Origin of the sequence: Pseudomonas mandelii (assembly GCF_900106065.1) — a bacterium.
Taxonomy (GTDB): domain Bacteria; phylum Pseudomonadota; class Gammaproteobacteria; order Pseudomonadales; family Pseudomonadaceae; genus Aquipseudomonas; species Aquipseudomonas mandelii.
In genome coordinates this window covers 3,895,006-3,917,994 of sequence record NZ_LT629796.1, presented here as the reverse complement: position 1 = coordinate 3,917,994, position 22,989 = coordinate 3,895,006, and the positions used below count along the sequence as shown (strand labels likewise).

22 protein-coding genes and 2 pseudogenes are annotated in these 22,989 nt (G+C 59.2%); 9 read left to right on the top strand and 15 right to left on the bottom strand.

What is annotated here, in order from left to right:
• Positions 1 to 24: 24 nt before the first annotated feature.
• Positions 25 to 513, bottom strand: coding sequence for a GyrI-like domain-containing protein (locus tag BLU63_RS18080; protein WP_010457321.1), 489 nt, complete (start codon positions 511 to 513; stop codon positions 25 to 27).
• 69 nt (positions 514 to 582) lie between these two features.
• A complete protein-coding gene (locus BLU63_RS18075; RefSeq protein ID WP_077748680.1) occupies positions 583 to 1,245 on the bottom strand; it encodes a LysE family translocator in 663 nt (220 codons plus the stop codon).
• A gap of 138 nt (positions 1,246 to 1,383) precedes the next feature.
• On the opposite strand from BLU63_RS18075, the gene alaC reads away from it, so the two are divergent.
• Positions 1,384 to 2,601 (top strand): alanine transaminase, encoded by a 1,218-nt coding sequence (alaC, locus tag BLU63_RS18070; RefSeq protein WP_083375904.1) that lies wholly within the window; start codon positions 1,384 to 1,386, stop codon positions 2,599 to 2,601.
• Between the two features lie 193 nt (positions 2,602 to 2,794).
• On the opposite strand, the gene BLU63_RS18065 is transcribed toward alaC, so the two are convergent.
• Entirely contained in the window at positions 2,795 to 4,147 is a 1,353-nt protein-coding gene (locus BLU63_RS18065; RefSeq protein WP_083375903.1) for a GntP family permease, read from the bottom strand.
• An 82-nt stretch (positions 4,148 to 4,229) separates the two neighbouring features.
• A complete protein-coding gene (locus tag BLU63_RS18060) occupies positions 4,230 to 4,763 on the bottom strand; it encodes a gluconokinase (protein WP_010457327.1) in 534 nt (177 codons plus the stop codon).
• Between the two features lie 215 nt (positions 4,764 to 4,978).
• Between BLU63_RS18060 and gntR the strand changes: the two genes are divergently transcribed.
• A complete protein-coding gene (gene gntR / locus BLU63_RS18055) occupies positions 4,979 to 6,010 on the top strand; it encodes an HTH-type transcriptional regulator GntR (RefSeq protein WP_010457329.1) in 1,032 nt (343 codons plus the stop codon).
• Between the two features lie 104 nt (positions 6,011 to 6,114).
• Here gntR and BLU63_RS18050 read toward each other — a convergent pair whose 3' ends face one another.
• Positions 6,115 to 6,987 carry a LysR family transcriptional regulator gene (locus BLU63_RS18050; RefSeq protein ID WP_077748683.1) on the bottom strand — a complete coding sequence of 291 codons (873 nt, stop codon included), beginning with the start codon at positions 6,985 to 6,987 and terminating at the stop codon, positions 6,115 to 6,117.
• A gap of 121 nt (positions 6,988 to 7,108) precedes the next feature.
• Here BLU63_RS18050 and BLU63_RS18045 point away from each other — a divergent pair, with 121 nt between their 5' ends.
• The 3 genes from BLU63_RS18045 to BLU63_RS18035 all read left to right on the top strand — a co-directional run bounded on the left by BLU63_RS18045 (position 7,109) and on the right by BLU63_RS18035 (position 8,947).
• Positions 7,109 to 7,540, top strand: a complete 432-nt coding sequence (locus tag BLU63_RS18045) for a PACE efflux transporter (protein WP_010457335.1) — start codon at positions 7,109 to 7,111, stop codon at positions 7,538 to 7,540.
• A gap of 57 nt (positions 7,541 to 7,597) precedes the next feature.
• Complete coding sequence (locus BLU63_RS18040) at positions 7,598 to 8,230, top strand: glutathione S-transferase family protein (protein ID WP_010457337.1); 633 nt, start codon at positions 7,598 to 7,600, stop codon at positions 8,228 to 8,230.
• A gap of 162 nt (positions 8,231 to 8,392) precedes the next feature.
• Entirely contained in the window at positions 8,393 to 8,947 is a 555-nt protein-coding gene (locus tag BLU63_RS18035; protein ID WP_083377273.1) for a hypothetical protein, read from the top strand.
• 70 nt (positions 8,948 to 9,017) lie between these two features.
• On the opposite strand, the pseudogene BLU63_RS33830 reads toward BLU63_RS18035, so the two are convergent.
• Positions 9,018 to 9,443: pseudogene (locus tag BLU63_RS33830) on the bottom strand (methyl-accepting chemotaxis protein); the annotation flags it as partial.
• Between the two features lie 126 nt (positions 9,444 to 9,569).
• Positions 9,570 to 10,232 (bottom strand): annotated as a pseudogene (locus BLU63_RS33825) (PAS domain-containing protein); the annotation flags it as partial.
• A 929-nt stretch (positions 10,233 to 11,161) separates the two neighbouring features.
• Here BLU63_RS33825 and BLU63_RS18025 point away from each other — a divergent pair.
• Positions 11,162 to 11,641, top strand: coding sequence for a GNAT family N-acetyltransferase (locus tag BLU63_RS18025; protein WP_083375901.1), 480 nt, complete (start codon positions 11,162 to 11,164; stop codon positions 11,639 to 11,641).
• A 54-nt stretch (positions 11,642 to 11,695) separates the two neighbouring features.
• Here the strand turns inward: BLU63_RS18025 and def are convergent, their stop codons facing one another.
• The 3 genes from def to BLU63_RS18010 form a co-directional block, all read right to left on the bottom strand.
• Positions 11,696 to 12,235, bottom strand: coding sequence for a peptide deformylase (def, locus tag BLU63_RS18020; RefSeq protein WP_083375900.1), 540 nt, complete (start codon positions 12,233 to 12,235; stop codon positions 11,696 to 11,698).
• Positions 12,232 to 13,188 (bottom strand): YihY/virulence factor BrkB family protein, encoded by a 957-nt coding sequence (locus BLU63_RS18015; RefSeq protein ID WP_010457347.1) that lies wholly within the window; start codon positions 13,186 to 13,188, stop codon positions 12,232 to 12,234. Before BLU63_RS18015 ends, def begins: the two co-directional genes overlap by 4 nt.
• Positions 13,189 to 13,359: 171 nt before the next feature.
• A complete protein-coding gene (locus BLU63_RS18010) occupies positions 13,360 to 13,551 on the bottom strand; it encodes a CsbD family protein (protein WP_010457349.1) in 192 nt (63 codons plus the stop codon).
• A 200-nt stretch (positions 13,552 to 13,751) separates the two neighbouring features.
• On the opposite strand from BLU63_RS18010, the gene BLU63_RS18005 reads away from it, so the two are divergent.
• On the top strand, positions 13,752 to 14,129 hold the full coding sequence (locus BLU63_RS18005; protein ID WP_010457352.1) for a hypothetical protein: 378 nt from the start codon (positions 13,752 to 13,754) through the stop codon (positions 14,127 to 14,129).
• A gap of 78 nt (positions 14,130 to 14,207) precedes the next feature.
• On the opposite strand, the gene fadD1 is transcribed toward BLU63_RS18005, so the two are convergent.
• A complete protein-coding gene (gene fadD1 / locus BLU63_RS18000; protein WP_083375899.1) occupies positions 14,208 to 15,908 on the bottom strand; it encodes a long-chain-fatty-acid--CoA ligase FadD1 in 1,701 nt (566 codons plus the stop codon).
• 383 nt (positions 15,909 to 16,291) lie between these two features.
• The gene (gene fadD2 / locus BLU63_RS17995; protein WP_010457356.1) at positions 16,292 to 17,980 is read right to left on the bottom strand and encodes a long-chain-fatty-acid--CoA ligase FadD2; all 1,689 of its coding nucleotides are present in this window, start codon (positions 17,978 to 17,980) and stop codon (positions 16,292 to 16,294) included.
• A gap of 235 nt (positions 17,981 to 18,215) precedes the next feature.
• On the opposite strand from fadD2, the gene BLU63_RS17990 reads away from it, so the two are divergent.
• Positions 18,216 to 19,160, top strand: a complete 945-nt coding sequence (locus tag BLU63_RS17990; RefSeq protein ID WP_010457358.1) for an alpha/beta hydrolase — start codon at positions 18,216 to 18,218, stop codon at positions 19,158 to 19,160.
• Between the two features lie 41 nt (positions 19,161 to 19,201).
• Complete coding sequence (locus BLU63_RS17985) at positions 19,202 to 19,672, top strand: MaoC family dehydratase (protein WP_008151121.1); 471 nt, start codon at positions 19,202 to 19,204, stop codon at positions 19,670 to 19,672.
• Between the two features lie 195 nt (positions 19,673 to 19,867).
• On the opposite strand, the gene BLU63_RS17980 is transcribed toward BLU63_RS17985, so the two are convergent.
• Genes BLU63_RS17980 through BLU63_RS17970 form a run of 3 tightly spaced genes read right to left on the bottom strand, consistent with a single transcriptional unit; the run spans position 19,868 to position 22,917 of the window.
• Positions 19,868 to 20,725, bottom strand: coding sequence for an efflux RND transporter periplasmic adaptor subunit (locus BLU63_RS17980; protein WP_010457361.1), 858 nt, complete (start codon positions 20,723 to 20,725; stop codon positions 19,868 to 19,870).
• Positions 20,726 to 20,735: 10 nt separating this feature from the next.
• Positions 20,736 to 20,942: a DUF1656 domain-containing protein gene (locus BLU63_RS17975; protein WP_083375898.1), complete on the bottom strand. Its 207-nt coding sequence runs from the start codon at positions 20,940 to 20,942 to the stop codon at positions 20,736 to 20,738.
• Entirely contained in the window at positions 20,929 to 22,917 is a 1,989-nt protein-coding gene (locus BLU63_RS17970; RefSeq protein ID WP_083375897.1) for an FUSC family protein, read from the bottom strand. Before BLU63_RS17970 ends, BLU63_RS17975 begins: the two co-directional genes overlap by 14 nt.
• Between the last annotated feature and the right edge of the window lie 72 nt (positions 22,918 to 22,989).

Below are 22,989 nucleotides of genomic sequence, written 5' to 3'. Positions count from 1 at the left end.
ACGTGGGTCCGCCTCTTGATGCGGTCATTTGTCTTTTAGCGGCAGCCAGATTTCCAGCACGCCGGTGTTGAGCTTCGGGTTGAAGTCTTCGCTGTAGCGTTCGAACTCTGGCGCGTCCGCCGCCTGATGGCCGGACTGCGGCAGCCAGGTTTTCCAGATGTACTGAAAGGTCGCGGGCAACTGGTCCAGTGTGCCTTTGTGCTCGAACACCGCGTAATGCTGGGGTAGAACCTCGACCCAGCGGTACTTCTCGGGCAGGTCGTCGAGTTTGGCGATTTCGACGCCGGCGATGTACTCAAACCCGCCTTTGCCATCGGGATTGCAGCAAATACCGTAGGTCACTTCACCTTTTTGGCCGGGTATCTTGCCCATCTCGGGAATGAATTTTTCCCAGAGTTCGGGAATGCCTTGTGTGGTCTGCTGGGTAAATCGACCACCCAGCCCTGCGATGAGCAGAAAATGCCCATGTTCGAAGCGTGGCTCGGCCGGTTTCACGCCTGTTTGCTCATCCATGACTCAACTCCTTGCTGCAAAAAAAATGGGTTCGGCTGGGAGTATAGAAGCCAAACCCGATTCGCCTAATTACAGGGCGTGCAACTGCTCGACGGCGCCCGCACCAACAAACTCGTTATAGCCCGATAGAATCACGTACACCGCGAAATAGCAGAAGATCGCCGCCGATGCCATGTAGGAGTAACGCAGCAGTTTGTCGCCCAGCAACTTGCCGCCGTGGCTCGCGGCGAAGCACAACGCGACGCACCAGAACACTCCGGCGCACAGAAAACCGCCGAGAAACAGCGCCGAACTGACGGCATCACCGCCACCGGAGCGCGCGATCAGCGTGCCACCCACGGCCGCAAACCAGAGAATGGCGCTGGGTGACGACATGGCCAGGAAAATCCCACGGAAAAACTCCTTGCGGTGAGAGTTCTGCCCCACCTCGGCGGACTGCGCCAACACCGCTTCATGGTGAATCGCCGAATAGATCATCTTCGCCGCGAAATACACCAGCAACGCTGAACCGCCGATCCACAGCACCCAACGCACGGTTTCGTATTGCAGCAAAACGGTCATGCCCGCCAACGCCAGCACCGCGTAAATCAGGTCACCGACGCAAGTGCCCAAGCCCAGGGCAAAGCCTTGAAAATAGCCGCGCTGCATGGCCAGGGTGATCATCGCGATGTTGGCCACGCCGATATCCAGGCACAGCGAAAGGCTCAGCAGAAAGCCGCTGGTAAATTCCATCAACCGGGTTCCTTCGGACAAATTTATTTACAGAGTCGCTGGACAGTGTGCCACAACAGCCCTTACATTCCGCCACAGGCCACCGCAGTGGCCAGCGTCGCTCGGACGGTTCCGGGCGCTCACGTTACCGAGGCAACAATGGCTAACCCAGGTTCGCCGCGCCGCTTTGCGCGCATAGATCGACTCCCCCCTTACGTATTCAACATCACTGCCGAGCTGAAGATGGCCGCCCGTCGTCGTGGCGAAGACATCATCGACTTCAGCATGGGCAACCCTGATGGCCCTACTCCGCCACACATCGTCGAAAAACTGGTCACCGTCGCCCAGCGCGAAGACACCCACGGCTACTCGACGTCCAAGGGCATCCCGCGTCTGCGCCGGGCCATTTCCAATTGGTACAAGGATCGCTACGAGGTCGATATCGACCCGGAAACCGAAGCCATTGTCACCATCGGTTCCAAGGAAGGCCTGGCGCATCTGATGCTGGCCACCCTCGACCAGGGCGACACCGTGCTGGTGCCAAACCCCAGTTATCCGATTCACATCTACGGTGCCGTGATTGCCGGCGCCCAGGTGCGTTCGGTGCCGCTGATCCCGGGCGTGGACTTCTTCGCTGAACTGGAAAGCGCGATTCGCGGCTCGATCCCGAAACCGAAAATGATGATTCTCGGCTTCCCGTCGAACCCCACCGCCCAATGCGTGGAACTGGACTTCTTCGAGCGAGTGATCGCCCTCGCCAAGCAGTATGACGTTTTGGTGGTGCACGACCTGGCTTACGCCGACATCGTCTATGACGGCTGGAAAGCCCCGTCGATCATGCAGGTGCCGGGCGCCAAGGACATCGCGGTGGAATTTTTCACCCTGTCCAAGAGCTACAACATGGCGGGCTGGCGCATCGGCTTCATGGTCGGCAACGCTGAACTGGTCAACGCCCTGGCGCGGATCAAGAGTTACCACGACTACGGCACCTTCACCCCGCTGCAAGTCGCGGCGATTGCGGCGCTGGAAGGCGATCAGCAGTGCGTCAAGGACATCGCCGAGCAGTATCGGCAGCGTCGCAACGTGCTGGTCAAAGGCCTGCACGAACTGGGCTGGATGGTCGAGAATCCGAAAGCGGCGATGTATGTCTGGGCCAAGATTCCCGAAGCCTATGCGCACTTGGGCTCGCTGGAGTTCGCCAAGAAATTGCTCGCCGAGGCCAAGGTCTGCGTCTCGCCAGGCGTCGGGTTTGGTGAGTATGGGGATGATCATGTGCGCTTTGCGCTGATCGAAAACCAGGACCGGATTCGTCAGGCCGTGCGCGGGATTCGCGGGATGTTTCGGGCGGATGGCCTGGCCCCGAAATCCGCCGGCTAACACTTAACCTGTAGGAGTGAGCCTGCTCGCGATGAGGCCATCACATCCAATTGAAGTGTCAACTGCCGCACCGCTATCGCGAGCAGGCTCACTCCTACAAGGGTGATGTGTTGAGCCATGAAATCATCACCCACAAAAAAACCGCATTGCTGCGGTTTTTTTGTGCCTGCGCCTTGCTTAAACAAAGAGCCGCTTAAACGAACATCGACAGCAACAGGATAAAGCCCAGCGCAACGATGGACAGGATGGTTTCCATCGCGGTCCAGGTCTTGAAGGTTTCCGCCACGGTCATGTTGAAATACTGCTTCACCAGCCAGAAACCCGCGTCGTTGACGTGAGACAGGATCAACGAACCGGCACCAGTGGCCAGCACCAGCAGCTCACGGTTCACACCCGGAATCATCCCCACCACCGGCACCACGATGCCTGCGCCAGTAATGGTCGCCACGGTTGCAGAACCGGTTGCCACACGAATCACCGCCGCCACCAGCCAGGCCAGCAGGATCGGCGAGATCTGCGCTTCCACCGCCATGTGGCCGATCACGTCACCCACACCGCTGGTGACCAGCATCTGCTTGAAGCCACCACCGGCACCGATGATCAGAATGATCGCAGCGGTCGGCGCAAGGCTCGCGTCCAGCCATTTGAGCATCTGGTTGGAGCTAATGCCTTGCTTGTAGCCGAAGGTATATAGCGACAGCAGCAACGCCAGCAGGAGGGCCGAGATAGGGTGACCGATCAGGTCCATGAAGGTGCGGAAGAAGTTACCGTCCGGCAGCACCACATCGGCAAAGGTCTTGAGCAACATCAGGAAAACCGGCGACAGCACGGTGATCAAGGTGATGGAGAAACTCGGGAGATCGGCAGAGTCGTTTTCACGTGCCAGTTGATCCACCAGTTCCTGGTTAGGATGGCCGGGGATGTATTTGGCGATGAACGTGCCGTAGATCGGACCGGCAATGATGGCCGTCGGCAGCGCAACGATCAGACCGTAAAGAATGGTTTTACCGATGTCAGCGCCAAACACGCCGATGGCCAGCAACGGACCCGGGTGCGGCGGAACCAGGCCGTGCACGGCGGACAGACCGGCCAGCAGCGGGATACCGATCTTGATGATCGACACGCCGGTACGTCGGGCGACGATGAACACCAGCGGGATCAGCAGCACGAAGCCGATTTCGAAGAACAGCGGAATGCCGACCAGGAACGCGGCGAACATCATCGCCCACTGCACCTTGTCCTTGCCGAACGCACGAATCAGGGTCTGGGCAATCTGATCCGCCCCGCCCGACTCGGCCATCATTTTGCCGAGCATCGTGCCCAGCGCGAGGATGATCCCGACAAAACCGAGCACCCCACCGAAGCCGTCCTGGAACGCCTTGATGATGGTGCCGATCGGCATGCCGGAGGTCAGCCCGAGAAAGGCTGCGGCGATGATCAGGGCAATGAACGGGTGGAACTTGAACTTGGTGATCAGGACGATAAGCCCGATCACCGTGACCACTGCATCGAGCAGCAGGAACGTCTCGTGGGACATGCCAAACATTAGGGGTGTCTCCTGGTTGTTGTTGTTATTAAAGCGGGTAACTCGCACGCCATCAGGACAGCGCTATCTCTTCGGAAAAAACTCATACGGCCTGTTTCAGGCCATGGGCCTGCCACCAGACATGCGCTTGCTTCGCCAGTTGCTCGACGCTGTGGTTCGAAGCGTCCAGCGCCAGGGTCAAGGGCTCGCCAACGGGGGATTCAAGGGTGGCGAACTGACTGTCGATCAGGGTCGAAGGCATGAAGTGGCCCGGCCGGTGGGAGACACGATCAGCGGCGACTTCAGGGGTCAGCTCAAGGAACACGAAGCCCAGGCCCGGCAAGGCGCTGCGCAGACGTTCGCGGTAACTGTGTTTGAGGGCCGAGCAGGTCAGCACCGGGCGCTGGCCTTGAGCGTCGACGCGGCGCAATTCATCGCACAGGCTGTCGAGCCAGCCGGCACGGTCTTCGTCGTTCAGGGGGATGCCCGCGCTCATCTTTTCGATATTGGCGGCAGGGTGGAAAGTGTCGCCTTCAATGGCGGTCGCGCCGCTGAGTTGGCACAAGGCCTCGCTGACGCAAGTCTTGCCGCAACCGGCAACGCCCATGATGACCAGGGCGGTGATGGAATGATTCATGTAACACCTCAGCGCGCAGACAGCGCTACCTTTGCCAGTTATGACGCTTGAGCAAAAGCAGAAGTTGCCGACGCCTTCTTGTCATTTTTGTGGGTTGCAGCATGTTCGTTCCCAATGCCAAAAAGCGGGGATCAGGCAAACCCCGCTCACGCATTTGCAGCTGCATCGAGACAGCGCTACCTTAGTGCCTCGAATTTTGTTTGGCAAGCCGTCCGATGATCTCCACTAAAAACGATAAGAATACGCGCACCACTGGCCGCCCTACCCTGAACGAAGTGGCACGCCTGGCCGGTGTCAGCCCGATCACCGCCTCCCGCGCCTTGCGCGGCGTCAGCACGGTGGCCACCGAACTGGTGGAAAAAGTGCAGAAAGCGGCCCTTGAACTCAACTACGTGGTCAACCCTGCCGCCCGCGCCTTAGCCTCGGCCCAGAGCCATTCGGTGGTGGTTTTGGTGCCTTCGCTGTCCAACCTGCTGTTCATCGATACGCTGGAAGCCATTCATCAGGTTTTGCGTCCCAAGGGCTTCGAAGTGCTCATCGGCAACTTCCATTATTCGCGCGATGAAGAAGAAAACCTGCTGCGCAATTACATGGCGTATCAGCCTCGCGGTTTGCTGCTGACCGGTTTCGACCGCACCGAAAGTTCGCGACGGATGATCGAGGCGAGCAACATTCCGTGCGTGTACATGATGGAGCTGGACAGCGCCGCCGGGCTCAATTGCGTGGGTTTCTCGCAACTCGCGGCGGGTGAAACGGCGGCGCACCATTTGCTTTCACGTGGGCGCAAGCGCCTGGCCTACATCGGCGCGCAGCTGGATCAACGCACCTTGCTTCGCGGCGAAGGTTTCCGCAAAGCCCTGCAAAAGGCCGGTTTGTATGACCCGGACCTGGAAGTGCTGACGCCGCGCGCCTCCTCCGTCGGCCTGGGGGGCGAACTGTTTCTGCAACTGCTCGCCAATCATCCTGATGTCGATGCCATTTTCTTCGGCAACGACGACCTGGCCCAGGGCGCCCTGCTTGAAGCGATGCGTTGCGGGATCAAAATCCCCGAACAAGTGGCGATCCTCGGTTTCAACGACCTGCCCGCCTCGGCGCACATGGTCCCGCGCCTGAGCAGCATCAGCACCCCGCGCGAGGCGATTGGCCGACGTTCGGCGGAGTTGATGTTGACCTTGCTGGCGGGCAACACCGTGGCGAAACCGGTGCAGGACATGGGGTTTGAGTTGAAGGTGCGCGAAAGTACCTGACCCAGGTTGGCACGAGCCTGCTCGCGATGGCGGTGGGTCAGTCACCATCAATGTTGACCGTCAGGTCCTCATCGCGAGCAGGCTCACTCCCACAAGGGATTGCCTCAGCGACCCATCAGTTCGACGAACGCCATCGCGCCTTTCTGCAACGGCTGGCTCTTGAGCCATACCGCGTGCACCGGCAGCACCAGACCGTTCTCGATGTTGCGGAAACTCAGGCGCTTGAGTCTTCCGGCATCGAGCAACGGTTGGACCACCGACAACGGAAAATTGCCCCAGCCCAATCCGGCTTCGACCATTTCCAGCGCCATGGCGAGGGTGTCGGTGCGCCAATAGGATTCGCCCACCAAAGGCCGGGTTTCGCTGATCGGCAGGTCGCGACTGGCAACGATGATTTGCCGCACGTGAACCAGATCCTCCAGAAACAAATCCTCGCCCTGAAACAGCGGATTGTCCGCTGCAAGCGTCGCGATCACGCGCTCGGTGCCGACGAACTGGAATCGCTCCAGTACGTTCATGCTCAACCCCGCGAAGGCCAGGCAAACGCTGACGCGACCGCTGTGGAGCATCGCCAGCACATCGTCCTGGGGCGCGCTGAGCAGTTCTATCTCCAGGAGCGGATGACGCTGGGCGATGACCTTGATCGCGGCCAGTAAATGGCGCTTGTCGAGGTCCGCCACGACGCCAATGGACAACTTGCTTTCCAGCCCCAGCGACAGCTCGATCGCATGCACCTGCAGCTGCTTGAGCTGTTCGGCGATCAACCGCGCGTGCGGCACCAACGCACTGGCCATCGCCGTCGGCACCGGTTCGCGATGGCTGCGATCGAACAGCGGATATCCGAGCTCGGCTTCCAGGTTGGCAATGCCCATGCTCACCGCCGACGGCACTTTGCCCAGCGCACGCGCCGCCGCCGAAAACGAACCGCGCTCGATCACGGCCAGGAACAACTCGATGCTGTCGCTGTTAAAATTCATTCCTCGTCCTATCAATAAAACTGAAAGCTTCTGACTTTTTCTGTCAGTACTATTGAAGCTATCTTTCGTCGCCTTCGCCAGTGCTGCTGGCTTCAAGTTCGCGAGAAAGAGGCAAAACTCCATGCAAGGCGTTAAACGAAAACTGGTCTACGTGTCGCTGTTCGAAGTCTTTGGCATGACCTTCTCGACGCTGGGCCTGGCATTGCTGTCCGGCACCTCGCCTGGCAGCACCGGGCCGTTGGCCGTCATCATCACCACCATCGCAGTGACCTGGAATTTCATCTACACCACAGTGTTCGAGCGCTGGGAACGTCGTCAGCCATCGCGCACCCGCACCGTTAAACGGCGCATCGCCCATGCCGTGGGATTTCAACTAACCTTGATAGTATTTCTCATCCCGCTGATCGCCTGGTGGATGAACATCAGCCTGGTGCAGGCTTTCCTGCTGGACCTGGCGCTGATCATTTTCATCCCGTGCTACACCTTCGCGTTCAACTGGCTGTTTGATCGCACGTTTGGTTTGCCCGCCTCGGCGTTGCCGGATCCGGTTTGAAAACCGCGCAATGTCTGTCAGATTCCTGAAGCGTCGAATCGCTAACGGAGTAGCTCAATGGAACATGCACTGAAGATTTTGGGTAAGGCGTCGTCCATCAATGTCAGAAAGGTCCTGTGGACCTGTGAAGAACTGGGCGTTGCCTACGAACGCGAGGATTGGGGTAGCGGTTATGCCTCAACCCACACACCGGAGTTTCTGCGGCTCAATCCCAACGCGCTGGTGCCGGTGATCATCGACGACGCTGGAGTGCTGTGGGAGTCCAACACCATCTGCCGTTATCTGGCCGGCAAACACCAGAACACCGATCTGCTCCCCCACGAACCGGCCGCGCGCGCTCGGGTCGAGCAATGGATGGATTGGCAAGCCACTGAACTCAATGCCTCATGGAGCTATGCGTTCACGGCATTGGTGCGCAAAGATCCGGAGTTCCAGGACCCGCATCACATTGCTGCCGGTGTACGTGGCTGGAACCAGAAGATGGGCATCCTCGAACACCAGCTCGCGGCGACCAAAGCTTACGTCGCCGGGCCACGCTTCACCCTCGCCGACATTGTCATCGGACTGTCCGTCAACCGCTGGCTGATGACCCCGATGGAGCGGCCCGATTACCCGGCCATCGACGAGTATTTTCAGCGACTGGCACAACGTCCGGGGTTCCTCAAGTTCGGCTGCAATGGCCTGCCTTGATGCCCTGCCTTGTTTGCCGCCAAGCGGCAAAGACTAACCGCAGAACCCACGTCACCCCCTCGGCCAGCACTCACTAACTGGTTGATTTATAGTGATTTTTTCTTATAGGCATACTATTTGCTCAAAGCACCGCACCACAACTACCTGCAAGGTCTATTCATCATGTTGGTCAGTGCCAAACAACAAACGTTAATGATCCCGCTCTCCAAGAAGCCCGGCGATGATCCTGCGGCCGAAGCCGCTGCCGGCCTTCAGGGGGCAATGCTGCAAACGTTGCAAAGCAACGTTCAGGCGCAAACCGCGCAGGTGCAGACTTCCGCCACCCGGGACGCCACCCGGCAAGTCAGCGAGGCGAGCAAAATCAGCGACAACGTGGATGAAGCGTTCGCCAAAACCCGCGTGCAATTGCAAGCGCTCGAGTCTTTCCAACTGCCGGCCGATGTTAAAGCCAGGGTCACGGACAGCGCCGCCATGAGCGACTTCAAGGACTACATGAGCAAAACGCCGGAGCAGCGCCTGCGCGACAGCATTCTGCAAGAGATGGGGCTGACTGAAGAAGAAGTACAAGCCATGCCACCGGAGAAACAACAGGCGATCGCCAAAGAGATCGCCGAGCGCACGGAGGACAAGGTCAAACTGGCGCAGGTCGAGAAAGAAAACGCCAACAGTGAGAAAGGCAGTAGCCAAGTGGTCGACAAGTTCCTCGCTTCGCTTTAACGGCAGGGAGCCCTGCCCTTCATGCAGCAACCGGCACAGCCGGCTGCGACAAGAGACGCGACGCGATCAGTCAGTTCAACTGCAACGTTTCGTTGAACTGACTGATCGCATCCACCACATGCCGCGATCCCTGCTGAATCTCCAGGATCACCTCCCCCGCCTCGTTCGCCAGTTCCACCCCAAGTCCGGTTCTGCTCAAGCTCGACTGCATGCTGGTCACCGCGCTCAACGACAGGTCATGGTTCTTGCGCACCACATCGACGATCTCCAGCGTCGCCTGACTCGTGCGTGCCGCGAGGCTGCGTACTTCATCGGCGACCACCGCAAAACCCCGCCCATGCTCGCCGGCCCGGGCCGCTTCGATGGCTGCATTGAGCGCCAACAAGTTGGTCTGGTCGGCAATGCCGCGAATCGTCTGCACGATGGTGCCGATGATGTCGGACTGTTTGCTGACGGCATCAATACTGAGCGCGGCTTCGTTCAAATCCCGGGAAATGTCCTGGATGATCTGCACCGTTTGCTGCACCACCTGAGAACCTTTCTGTGCACAGGCGTCGTTTTGCACCGACGTGCTGTGCGCCGACTCCGCAGCGGTTTGCAACGTGGCGATTTGCCGGGTGATGTCGCTGGCAAACTTCACCACTTTGTAGAGCCGGCCCTTGGCGTCGAACAAAGGGTTGTAGGACGCTTCGAGAAACACGGTATGGCCGTGTTTATCTTTGCGTTCAAAACGATGAGAGTGATACTCGCCGCGATTGAGTGATGCCCAGAACGCTTTGTAAGCCGACGACTCGGATTCGGCGCGGTGGCAAAACAGGCTGTGGTGTTTCCCCACCACTTCGTTGAGCGAGTAATGCATCGTCTTCAGAAAGTTATCGTTGGCCGTGATGACGTTGCCCTCGGGGGTGAACTCGATCACCGCCATGGAACGACCTATGGCGGCGAGCATGCTTTCTTCTTCGTGTTCCTTGTAAACCCTGGCGGAGATGTCAGTGGCAACTTTAATCACGCTTTTAACCTGACGGTCGGGACCGAACACCGGCATGTAATTGGCTTCGAGCCAGACCTCCTTGCCGCGCTTGTTCAAGCGCAAGAAGCTCCCGCCCACCGGTTCGCCACGGGCCAGGTCGCGCCACAACTTCGCGTAAGCCTCGCTGCGATAAAAAGCTTCCTCGCAAAAGATCCGATGATGTTTGCCGCGCACTTCGTCGGCGCTGTACCCCATGACACTGCAAAAGTTGTCGTTGGCATCCAGCACGATGCCGTCCGGCGTGAACTCGATCATCGCCATTGATCGACTGACCGCCGCCAACTTGGCGTTGGCTTCGCTCAACGCGCAGCTATAGCGCTCGATTTCCAGCAGGTCAGCCTTGTGATGTAGGTTAAACATGGTCGTATCACCTTCAGCGCGTTCTTTTGATTGATGAAAGGTCTTTGGTCTTTCAACGGATCCACCACAACGTTCTATGGAACAGGCACACGCGTTCCTCCACGGGAGGAAGTGTCAGGTGATCAATGATGTTCAATCGGAGTGTCCATGCAGCAACGCACTCATCAAGACATCCTTCTCTTGATAGCCCGGGACCGGGCCAGCCCTAACGGTTTCATAAGTAATTCCCTTTACCGGCCAGCTCCTTGTTACTCCCTGTCGGCGCCTTGGGTTGGGCACTCTTGCTGCGCCATCTTTCATATGGCGAGCGACATGGGTAGTTAGAAGTCAGCGTAGACAGTCGATAGAGGGGCGCAAGGCCACTAGTCGGCCAGTATTGAGGACAAAATCGGTTCAGCGAGGAAAATCAGGAATGCCTGTAGCGCTGCAGCGCATCAAACGAACTCGCAATGTCTGCCCGTGGGCGGCATCGAAGTAATGGGGCATGGCGTTGCTCAGATCGGGGACCGGTCCCCCTCTGTGCAATGGCGCAGGGAAATCTTGCGGATTATTGGGTTACTTCTTTAGGCATGCAGCAGGAGCCCGAAGACCGGGCTCCCTTGTGGCGAGATCAATGACCGAACACATCCACCTTCTTGGCCTTCTTGTCTGCGCGCTTTTCATCGGCGGTTTTCGCCGGTTTCTTCTTTGCCGCTTTTTTTGAATCCATGCCTTTGGCCATGATACGTACTCCACTCATACGGGATGTGAGATCAGGTATACACCTATCGCCGGCCGCGCGTTCTTTTATAATCACCCGCTTTGCGCACCGACAGATCGAACCCATGCCCGACACCCAGTACACCCTGCTCGCCGAGCCGTTATGGCCGTTGATGAACAAGTTTTATCGCGCCCACCAATCGTCGATGAAAGCGGTTCGCGACGCTCAGCTGTGGGTCGCCAGACGCGAGGAGATCATTGGCGCGCTGTGTTTGCGGCCGGTCTCGGGCGGGCATTGGTTGACGGGGTTGTTCGTCGATCCGGCCTGTCGCGAACAGGGCATCGCGGCGGCGTTGATCGCCGAAGCGGTGCGCGGTCTCGACCAACCGGTCTGGCTGTTCTGCCACCCGGACTTGCGGGGCTTTTATGAACGCCGAGGGTTTTCCTTCGATCCGCACATGCCCTACGCCATGACCGAACGCCTGAGCCGTTATGCCCGCAGCAAACCGATGATCGCCATGGGCCTGGAACCGTCTGTGAGTTCGACATGTAGGAGCGAGCCTGCTCGCGAAGGCGGCGTGTCATTCGACATCATCGGTGAATGACCCGCCGCCTTCGCGAGCAGGCTCGATCCCACCGTGGTTTGTGGTGTTTTCGCCTCAGTCGTCAGCGTTAGGGTCGAGGTCGGGGAACATCACTTCGGTAAAGCCGAATTGGCTGAAGTCGGTAATCCGTGACGGGTACAACCGGCCGATCAGGTGATCGCATTCATGCTGCACCACCCGCGCATGGAATCCCTCGGCGATCCGCAAGATAGGCTGGCCCTTGGGATCGAAGCCTTCGTAGCGAATCTGCTGATAACGGTCTACCGCGCCGCGCAGGCCGGGCACTGACAGGCAACCTTCAAAGCCCTCTTCCATCAGCGAGTTCAAAGGTGTGATCAGCGGGTTGATCAGAATGGTCTGCGGCACCGCTTCAGCGTCCGGGTAGCGTTCGCTGTGTTCGAACCCAAAGATCACCAGTTGCAGATCGACGCCGATCTGCGGCGCAGCCAGGCCGACGCCACCGACGCTTTCCATGGTCTGGAACATGTCGTCGATCAGTTGCCACAACTCAGGGCTGTCGAACATCTCGGCCGGCACCGGCGGAGCAATGCGCAGCAGGCGTTCATCGCCCATTTTCAGGATTTCACGGATCATTTTATGGTTTCGTCAGTGTGCGGCTTGATCGAGTGATCCCGACCCAGTCCGGAAACGTGGTGTTTGGGTTCGTGATCGAGCTCACCGGGGACTTTTTCACCGTCATTCTTGCCTTCGGTCGACATGTGCTCGATCACTGCATTCATCTCCGCGCCCAGCAACAGCACCGCGGCGGAAATATAAAAATAGAGCAGCAACACGATGATCGCGCCGATACTGCCATACATGGCGTTGTAGTTGGCGAACTCCTTTACGTACAGGCCAAAGCCCACGGAGGCAAGGATCCACACCACCACCGCCAGCACCGAACCTGGGGTGATAAAACGAAACTCTTGTTTAACGTCGGGCATCACGTAATAAATCAGCGCCACGGCCACCATCAGCAAAATCACCACGACGGGCCAGCGCACGATGGTCCACAGGGTCACGATGAAATCCTCCATGCCGACTTGCGCGGCAATCCAGCCCATCAGTTGCGGCCCGAGCACCATCAACGCGGCGGCGATCAGCAGCATGCCGGCGATGCCAACGGTGTAGATGATCGACAGCGGAAAACGCTTCCACGCGGGCCGGCCTTCGACCACGTCGTAGGCGGCGTTCATCGCGCTCATCATCAGCCGCACGCCAGCGGATGCGGTCCACAGGGCAATCACGATACCAATCGACAGCAAGCCACCCTTGGACTGCTGGAGTTGGTCGATCACCGGGTTCACCTGTTCCAGCGCCTGGGGCGGCAGGACCAGTTCCGATTGCAGACGCAGCCAGGAGAAGAAGTCCGGCAGGTGCAGGAAACCGATCAGAGCGATCAGGAACAGGATGAAGGGAAATAGCGAAAACAGCATTTGATAGGCCAGCGCCGAGGCATAGGTCGACATCTCATCGTCGACGAACTCGGTGACCGTGCGCATCATCACACGGTGCAGGCGCAGGCCTTTCATGTGGGGGAAAAACATTAGCGTCTCCTTTCGCCGCAGGTTGGGTTGAAGTCGAGGCGACTCAGGGGCCGTTTTCTACATCAAAGTAGCCTACTTGGCGACTTTGAAACAATTTCCGTGCGCAAGTTCAGGCTGACACAAAAACGGCCATCCGTGGATGGCCGTTCATGTTGTTCATCAAAGGCCGAATCAAGCCTTGTCGACGCCTTTCTTAATCGCGTCCTTGGCTTTGCCGACCGCTTGCTGGGCCTCGCCTTTTCTTTCCTGCACGACCCCTTCGGCGCGCATTTTGTCATTACCGGTGGCCTTGCCGACGCCTTGCTTGACGTTGCCGGCGGCTTCGTTGGCCATGCCTTTTACTTTATCGCCAGTGCTGCTCATGGTGTTTCTCCTGTGAACAATTCAACGGAAAAAGTCGTTACACAAAGATTGACCGGGAGCATTTGCACGGAGTTTCATTTATTTTCACGGCGACATTTCATCGTTCAGTGCAGGTTGGGCTTTATGTTTGCCGACCAACCCCCGAGAATGCGCAACGTATTCAGGCCATGGCGCTGAAGATCCAATCCCGTAGGAATGTTATGAAACTCGATAAAAAGCAGGCCATTGCCCGCAGAAACCAGGAACTCGGCGGTGCTGTGCTTGGCGTCAACAACTGCCATTTCACCGAATTGAACCGCAACCGCAACATCTGGTGGTTCGATATCCCGGTGGCGCGCCTGGCCATTGGTCAGTACGAATGGGTTCACCTGCTGATGCACACGCCGGAAACCGACGAACTGCTGCACTTGAAAGTGCCGACGGTGTTCCTGCGCGAGAAGCTTGAAGGCCTGGTGGTGCGCAACGAAGGCAAGCGCAAAGCCGCCTTGAGCCTGGAACTGAGCGCCGACAAGGACTCATACCTCCAGGACATGCGTCCGGCGGGCACCAACGTCAATTTCGCGCCGTTTCGCCTCTAAATCGATCGCTCCCACGCAGAGCGTGGGGACGATCAGTCAGGCAACAAAAAGCCCCGCATCTGCGGGGCTTCTTGTTTGTTACGCGCTGACTTTCTTGGCGTTGAGCTTCTTCAGCTCTTCGTCGCGCAATTCGCGGCGCAGGATCTTGCCGACGTTGGTGGTCGGCAGCGCATCGCGGAACTCCACGGCGCGCGGGACCTTGTAACCGGTGACGTTCGCACGCATGTGCTCCATCACCTGCTCCTTGGTCAACGTCACGCCCGGTTTGGCGACGATGAAGATCTTGATCGCCTCGCCCGACTTCTCGTCCGGCACGCCGATGGCCGCGCATTGCAGCACGCCCGGCAGGGTCGCCAGCACATCTTCCAGCTCGTTCGGGTAAACGTTGAAACCGGAGACCAGAATCATGTCTTTCTTGCGATCGACAATTCGCATGTAGCCGTCCGGCTGGATCAGCGCGATGTCACCGGTCTTCAACCAGCCTTCGCTGTCGAGCATTTCATCGGTGGCGTCCTGACGCTGCCAGTAGCCCTTCATGACTTGCGGACCTTTCACACACAGTTCACCGATTTCGCCCAGCGGCTGTTCAACGCCGGCATCGTCGATGACCTTGCACACGGTCGATGGAACCGGAATACCGATGGTGCCGATCTGGATGTGCTGGATCGGGTTCACCGTGGCGACCGGGCTGGTTTCGGTCATCCCGTAACCTTCGCAGATGGCGCAACCGGTGACCGCTTTCCAGCGCTCGGCTGCCGCCAGTTGCAGGGCCATGCCGCCGGACAGGGTGACTTTCAGCGCCGAGAAGTCCAGCTTGCGGAACGCTTCGTTGTTGCACAGCGCCACGAACAGGGTATTGAGGCCGACGAAGCCGCTGAACTTCCACTTCGACAGTTCTTTGACCATCGCCGTCAAATCGCGCGGGTTGCTGATCAGGATGTTGTGGTTGCCGATCAGCATCATCGCCATGCAATGAAAGGTGAAGGCATAGATGTGGTACAGCGGCAGCGGCGTGATCAGGATCTCGCAGCCTTCGTTGAGGTTGGAACCCATCAGCGCCTTGCACTGCAACATGTTCGCCACGAGGTTGCGATGGGTCAGCATCGCGCCCTTGGCTACGCCGGTGGTGCCGCCAGTGTATTGCAGGACGGCAACGTCGCTGCTGGCCGGGTTGGCTTCAGCCACTGGCTGGCCGTGGCCCTTGCTCAGCACGTCGTTGAACTTGATCGCCTTGGGCAAGTGATACGCCGGGACCATCTTCTTCACGTACTTGATGACGCTGTTGACCAGCAGGCGCTTGAGCGGTGGCAGCAGGTCGGCCACTTCGGTGACGATCACGTGCTTGACGCCGGTTTTCGGCACGACGATTTCGGCCAGATGCGCCATGTTGGCCAGGCAGACCAGGGCTTTGGCACCGGAATCGTTGAATTGGTGTTCCATTTCCCGCGCGGTGTACAGCGGGTTGGTGTTGACCACGATCAGCCCGGCGCGAATGGCACCGAATACGGCGACCGGGTACTGCAACACGTTGGGCAGTTGCACGGCGATTCGATCGCCCGGCTGCAAGTCGGTATGCTGTTGCAGGTAAGCGGCAAAGGCACCGGACAATTCGTACAGTTCACCGTAGGTGATTGTCTTGCCCAGGTTGCTGAATGCCGGTTTGTCGGCGAAGCGCTGGCAGGAACGTTTCAACACTGCCTGAATATTCGGATACTCGTCTGGATTGATCTCGGCAGCAATCCCGGCAGGGTACTTATCCTTCCAAAAGTCTTCGTTCATGGAAGCCCACTCCTCAGCAACGCGAATTCAGCACCGCATTTGATGCGATTATTATTGGTGTGTGTTTGTCGGTGAATCTAGCGCTTTCATAAGCCCGAGACGTCACAAAGCGCGCCGAGAGTAGCAGCTTTGCCAAGGGTCGACTAGAGCCAAAAGCGGCCTCTACGGTCACAATTGTGACTCAAGAATTGCTAGCGGTCATTTTAGAGCAAAAATTCTATACACCCCTGAAAAGCCTGTGAAACCGGGGGCTTCAGATGTTTAAAAGCTTCGCGGGCAAGCCTCGTTCCTGCAGGCTCGCATCGTTCGCTGACTTAATGAACGACACGAACCTGCAGGAGCGAGGCTTGCCCGCGAACGCGCGAAGCGCGGCCATTCACCGACTACGCGATATCCCGCAACTCCCGCCGCAGGATCTTGCCCACCGGCGTCATCGGCAACGACTCCCGCAACACAATGTGCTTGGGCACTTTGTACGCCGTGAAGTTTTCCTTGCAGTACGCCTTCAGCTCTTCAAGGCTGACCCCTGATTCGCGGGCCACCACAAACAGCTTCACCGCCTCCCCCGAACGCTCGTCCGGTACGCCGATCACCGCGCAGTTGGCGACTTTCGGGTGAGCCATCACGATGTCTTCGATCTCGTTCGGGTACACGTTGAAGCCCGAGACGATGATCATGTCTTTCTTGCGATCGACGATGCGCACAAAACCGTCCGGGTCGATCACCGCGATATCGCCGGACTTGAACCAGCCTTCGGCATCCAGCACCTCGGCGGTGGCTTCCGGTTTCTGCCAGTAGCCCTTCATGATCTGCGGGCCCTTGATGCACAGTTCGCCTCGCTCGCCCAGCGGCTGCTCGACGCCTTCATCGTTGATCACTTTCAGGGTGGTGCCCGGCACCGGCAGGCCGACCGTGCCGATCCGCGATTTGTCGCCGTAGGGGTTGGTGCAGGCCACCGGTGAGGTTTCGGTCAGGCCATAACCCTCGGTGATGCGGCAGCCGGTGAGCTGTTCCCAGCGCTCGGCGGTGGCCTTGACCAGCGCGGTGCCGCCGGAGTTGGTGAGTTTGAGGCTGGAGAAATCCAGGGTCTTGAAGTCTGGGTGATCCATCAATGCAACGAACAGCGTGTTAAGCCCCAGCAGTGCCGAGAACCGCCAGTTCTTCAGCTCCTTGATGAAGGCGCCGATGTCGCGTGGATTGGTGATCAGCACGTTGTGGTTGCCGGTCACCATCATGCACATGCAATTCGCCGTGAAGGCATAGATGTGGTACAGCGGCAGCGGCGCGATCATCACTTCCTGACCTTCGCGCAGCAATGGCTGACCGTCGCTGCCGAACTGTCCGAGGCATGCCCGCGCCTGTTGCATGTTCGCCACCAGGTTGCCGTGGGTCAGCATCGCGCCCTTGGCCAGGCCGGTGGTGCCGCCGGTGTATTGCAACACCGCGATGTCGTCGAGGCTGACGTTCAGCGGCTTGATGCCCAGGCCCCGGCCCAGACGCAGCGCGCTCTTGAAGGAAATCGCCTGGGGCAAGGAATAGTCCGGGACCATTTTCTTGACCTTGCTCACCATCGTGTTGACCAGCCAACCCTTGGCGGCAGGCATCAGGTCGCCCATCTTCGCTTCGATCAGGTACTGGATGTCGGTGTCGGGCAGCACTTCCTGGACCTTGGCCCCGAACATGTTCAGGTACACCAACGCCCGGGCACCGGAGTCCTTGAACTGATGACGCATCTCCCGCGCGGTGTACAGCGGGTTGGTGTTGACCACGATCAGCCCGGCGCGCAAGGCACCGAACACGGCAATCGGGTAATGCAAAACGTTGGGCATCTGCACCGCGATGCGATCCCCCGGCACCAAGTCGGTGTGGGCTTGCAGGTAACCGGCGAACGCCAGGCTGTAGCGTTCCAGTTCGGCGTAGGTCAGGGTCACGCCCATGTTGCTGAAGGCGGGGCGATCAGCGAATTTCTTGCAGGAACGCTCGAACACCTCAAGCACCGACTTATAGGCCCCAAGGTCAATGTCCAGGGGCACGCCGGCCGGGCGTTTGTCATTCCAGAAATCAGGTTGCATTGTTCTTGTCCTCTTTACCTGAGCCTATCCGGGCCGCTTTTCTGTCACTTTTGTAAAAGCGGGGCTTCACGGACACTAGCAGCTATGGCGAATCAGGCAAATATGCCAATGGGCGTCATTGACCGCGTGAATCTTGCTGCAGCGGCGTGGCCTGATCAGACGGCAAGCGCTGGATGCGCTATACAATGCATCGAGGCTATTTTCATACCCGGCAGCCCCATGCAAAGGAATCGCCATGATCCACGACACTTTCTGGCTGACCGCGAGTGACCGCAGCCGCCTCTTCGTCAACCAGTGGCTGCCCGATCCGCCTTTGAAAGCCGTGATTCTGCTGGCCCATGGCATGGCGGAACACAGCGGTCGCTACGCCCGCCTGGCGGAAAAACTCTGCGCGCAGGGTTACGGTGTCTACGCGCCGGACCTGCGTGGACATGGCAAAACTGCCGAAAACGGGACGCTCGGCCATTTCGCCGATGACGATGGCTGGTGCAAAGTGGTTGGCGATCTGGCGAGCCTCAACCAGCACATCGGCCAGCAACATCCTGGCGTGCCGATCGTGCTACTCGGCCACAGCATGGGCAGCTACATCGCCCAGGCCTACCTGCTGCATCACAGCGCCAGCCTGCACGGTGCGGTGCTCAGCGGTTCGAACTTCCAGCCCATCGCGCTCTATCGCGCGGCACGTCAGATTGCCCGTGTCGAAAAACTGCGTCAGGGGCCCAAGGGCCGCAGTGCGCTGATCGAGTGGCTGTCGTTTGGCTCGTTCAACAAAAAATTCAAACCGGTGCGCACGCGTTTCGACTGGCTCAGCCGCGATCCGGCGGAAGTCGATCGGTACGCCAACGACCCGCTCTGCGGCTTTCGTTGCACCAATCAGCTGTGGATCGATTTGCTCGGTGGGTTGCAGCAAATCAGCAAAGCGTCCAATCTCGCTCAGATTGATCCGGGCCTGCCGTTGCTGGTGATTGGCGGTGAATGTGATCCGGTGAGCGAAGGCAAACGTCTGAAGGATCTGGCCGATGCACTACGCGCGGCCGGCAGCCAGAACCTGCAACTGACTATTTACCCGCAGGCACGGCATGAACTGTTCAACGAGAGCAACCGCGATGAAGTGATCAATGACGTGTTGAACTGGATCGCCCAGGCGCTGAGCCACCGCCGGCCACCCAGATCGGAATAGTTTTTTTGTGGATTTTTTATTCGTCACAGGAATTGAAACAGATGACCCAGGTTACCAACACCCCATACGAAGCCCTCGAAGTCGGCCAGACCGCCAGCTACAGCAAGACGGTCGAAGAGCGCGACATTCAGTTGTTCGCCGCGATGTCGGGTGATCACAACCCGGTGCACCTGGACGCGGAATTCGCCGCCGGCACCATGTTCAAGGAGCGCATCGCTCACGGCATGTTCAGCGGTGCGCTGATCAGCGCGGCCGTGGCTTGCGAGTTGCCTGGGCCGGGGACTATTTATATCGGTCAGCAGATGAGCTTTCAGAAGCCGGTGAAGATTGGCGACACCCTGACCGTGCGCCTGGAAATCCTCGAGAAACTGCCGAAGTTTCGTGTGCGGATCGCCACGCGGGTGTTTAACCAGCGCGATGAATTGGTAGTGGATGGCGAGGCCGAGATTCTGGCGCCGCGCAAGCAGCAGACGGTGACGCTGCCTACCCTGCCGGCGATCAGCATCGGCTGATTCACCTCTCACCTGTGGCGAGGGAGATTGTCGGAACACCGCACCGTCCCGTTGGGGTGCGCAGCACCCCCAAATCAGGCGCCGCGTTTGATCTGATCAACTGCGGCGTGAGTTTTTTAGACCGCTTCGCAGCCGAGCGTGACGGTGCGGCGTTCCGACAAGCTCCCTCGCCACAATGATTGCGGCGCAGCGTATTTAGCGTTCGCTTACCTGCACACTCGCCGTCATCCCCGAACTCAGATTCATGCCCTCCGGCAATTTATCAATCTTGATCCGCACCGGAATCCGCTGTGCCAGCCTCACCCAGTTAAACGTCGGTTCTACCTCCGCCAACAACTGCCCATCTGGCGTGGTGTTGCGATCGGTAATCCCGCGGCTGATGCTTTCCACATGCCCGTCCAGCGCTTCTCCCGCGCTCATCAACCAGATCTTCACCGGATCGCCAACCCGAATCCGCGACAACTTGGTTTCCTCGAAATACGCCTGCACATAGAAGGTCGAATCATCGATCAATGCCATCACCGGCTGCCCGGCGTTCACATAATTGCCTTGGGCCAGGCGCAGGTTGGTGATGTGGCCGCTGCGAGGCGCATGGACCTGACTGCGCGCCAGATTGAGTTCGGCAACCTTGGCTTCCGCCTGAGCTTCACGCAATTCACCCCGGGCGATACCGGCGTTGATTTGTGCGTTCTCGCGCAGTTCGGCACTGATGGCTTGCGGCCCGAGGCTGGCGCGGCGACTGGCTTCGCGTTCGCGCAGATTGAGTTGTTGCTGGCGGGTCTGAACCACCGCCTGGGCCTTCTCCAGCGCCGCTTCGAACCGGTCACGATCGATGCTCAGCAACAGGTCGCCCGCCTTGACCGGCTGGTTATCGAACGCCTTGAGTTCACGCACCCACCCCGAGACGTCCGGGGCGATGACCACCACGTCGGCGCGGATCCGCGCATCCCGGGTCCAGGGCGTAAGCATGTAGTACTGCCACAAATGGAAGCCGGCAAAGATCGCCACCGCCACCAGGCACAGGGTTACCGCGACACGTACGGGGGTACGCATGTTCAACTCCTTATAAAGGTCCGAGGACGACGGTGATCAAGGCCAATACACAGACGTACAAGGCGCAATCAAACAGTGCTTCGTGCCAGATCCAGCGGCCGACCGGTGTCAGGCGCAACAGCATGCGCAAGGCTCCGGTGACCAGCAGTGCCAGCAGCACATAAATCAAAAACGGACTGAGCAGCACGCCACCCACCGACCACTCACGCAAGCCCATGGCTTTGCTCCTGCTGACGGCACCAGGCGCGCCAACTGCTCTGCAATTGCAGCACCGCGCCCTGAGCCAGTTTCACCGCGTCGCTGGGTGGCAACGCGTACAAGGTCTTCAAGAAATCTGCGCTGGGTCGTTCCAGCGCATCGACGCGGTTGCCCGCAGGGCCCTGTTCAAGGACTTCTTCCAACTGCTCGAGATAACGCCGCTGCGGTGCGCTGACCGGCACTTGCGCCACCGCCAGGCTCAACCGCAGATGCAACAATTCATCGCCGATATCGAGGCCGAGCAAGCCGTCATCCCAGCGACTGCGCGCCGGTTCCGGCAACTCGGGATAGTGCCGCGCCAGTTGCAGCAAGCGGTCGGCCATGCGTCCGCCAAACCAGCTTTCGGCACCCCGCAGGTTACGGCGAGTCAGCCGCACCAGATCGTCGAGCGTCGCTGCCAGCAAGCGGCGGCCATGCCACGCCGGGTTACGCAGGATCAGCAAATGAAACGCCAGCACCGCCGCGCCGACACCGACCACCATCGCCTGGGCGCTGTTGAAGAACGTGGCGACGTCGAATTTCATCGCGTTCAGCGGCGACACCAGCACGATGAAATGCAGACAGAACGAAGTCGCCGTGGCCCCAATCTGCGGCTTGGCCATGCCCAGCGCACCGAAAAACAACGGCACGCCCATGCCCATACAGAGCAAGGCAAATCCGCTCCATTGCGGCAGCAGAATCTGCCCGACGAAAAACGCCGCCGGAATCGCCAGGAAAATGCCTCGCATAAAACTCATGCCGATCTGCGCGCCGTTCTCGCGACTGGCGAACAGGCTGCACACCACGCACGTCAGCACCAGGGCGCCCGACGCGGCGGGCCAGGCCGTCGCCAGCCAGAAGCACGACACCACCAGAAACGCCAGGGCACTACGCGCGCCAAACACCAGCGCCAATGACAGGTCGCGGTGCGGCGCCAGGGTGCGTGGCGGATCGACCGTTTCGCGCCCCTCCTCCACCGCTTTCATCGCCGCAGTGGCCGCCATCGCGGTATCGAGCAACAAGGTGAAACGGGCCAGGCAATAACTCTGCGCGGAGCTGATGTGCGGGTCATGGGACGCATCGAGCAACCTCGGCCGCAACGCTTGCAGGGTCGCCGTATCGTCGCCGCTGAGCGCAACCTGAACCTCGGTCATCCACGGCGACAGTTGCTCGGCTTCCTGTGGTTCCAGCTGCTTCCACTGACGGCGCACCGAACGGGCAATGCGCAGCAGCATCAAGAGCTTCTGGCTCAAGCCGCTGATGGCTCGTGCCCGCTGCCGACCCAGGCCACCTTCAAACCAGGCATGTTCGCGCTGGGCATCGACCGCGACAATTCGCCCGAGGATCTCCAGCAACCCCTTACGGGCCTGAGCATCGCCGGCCAGCGTTGCACGCGCAGCATTCATCCCGCTGTTCCAGGCAGCTCGCGCCTGATCCGCCAGTTGTCGCTCGACGCGCATCGGCCACAGCAACGCGCTGGCCGCCGTGGCGCACAGGATGCCCAGACAAATTTCCGTGCAGCGCGCCACGGCCTGGTCGAACACCGTCAGCGGATGGGTAATGGCCGGCAACGCGATGATCGCCACCGTGTAACCGGCCAGCACAAATGAATAGGACCAGGCACTGCGCAGCAACGTTGAACTCGCTGTACACAGCCCGAGCCACAACGCCAAGGCCAGCAAAAACAGCCAAGGCGTCTGGGCGAACAAGCCCATGAATACCACCGACATAATCGTGCCGACCAGCGTGCCCAGCAGCCGTGCCAGCCCCTTCTGCACCACCATTCCAGACAATGGCTGAGCGACGATGAACGCCGTCATCAATGCCCAGGCGGGTTGCTCAAGCCCCCAGCGCAATGCCAGCCACAGGGCCAGACCGCCACCGATCAAGGTTTTGATTGCGAACTGTAGGGCGCGGCGGTCAGGCGCAAACAAAGCCTGCAAAGTGATAGGCACGTAAAAGACTCTTGAAAGGACGTTTTTAACGATAGTCGGGTTCACTGAAGTCACTTGAAAAACAAATTATTA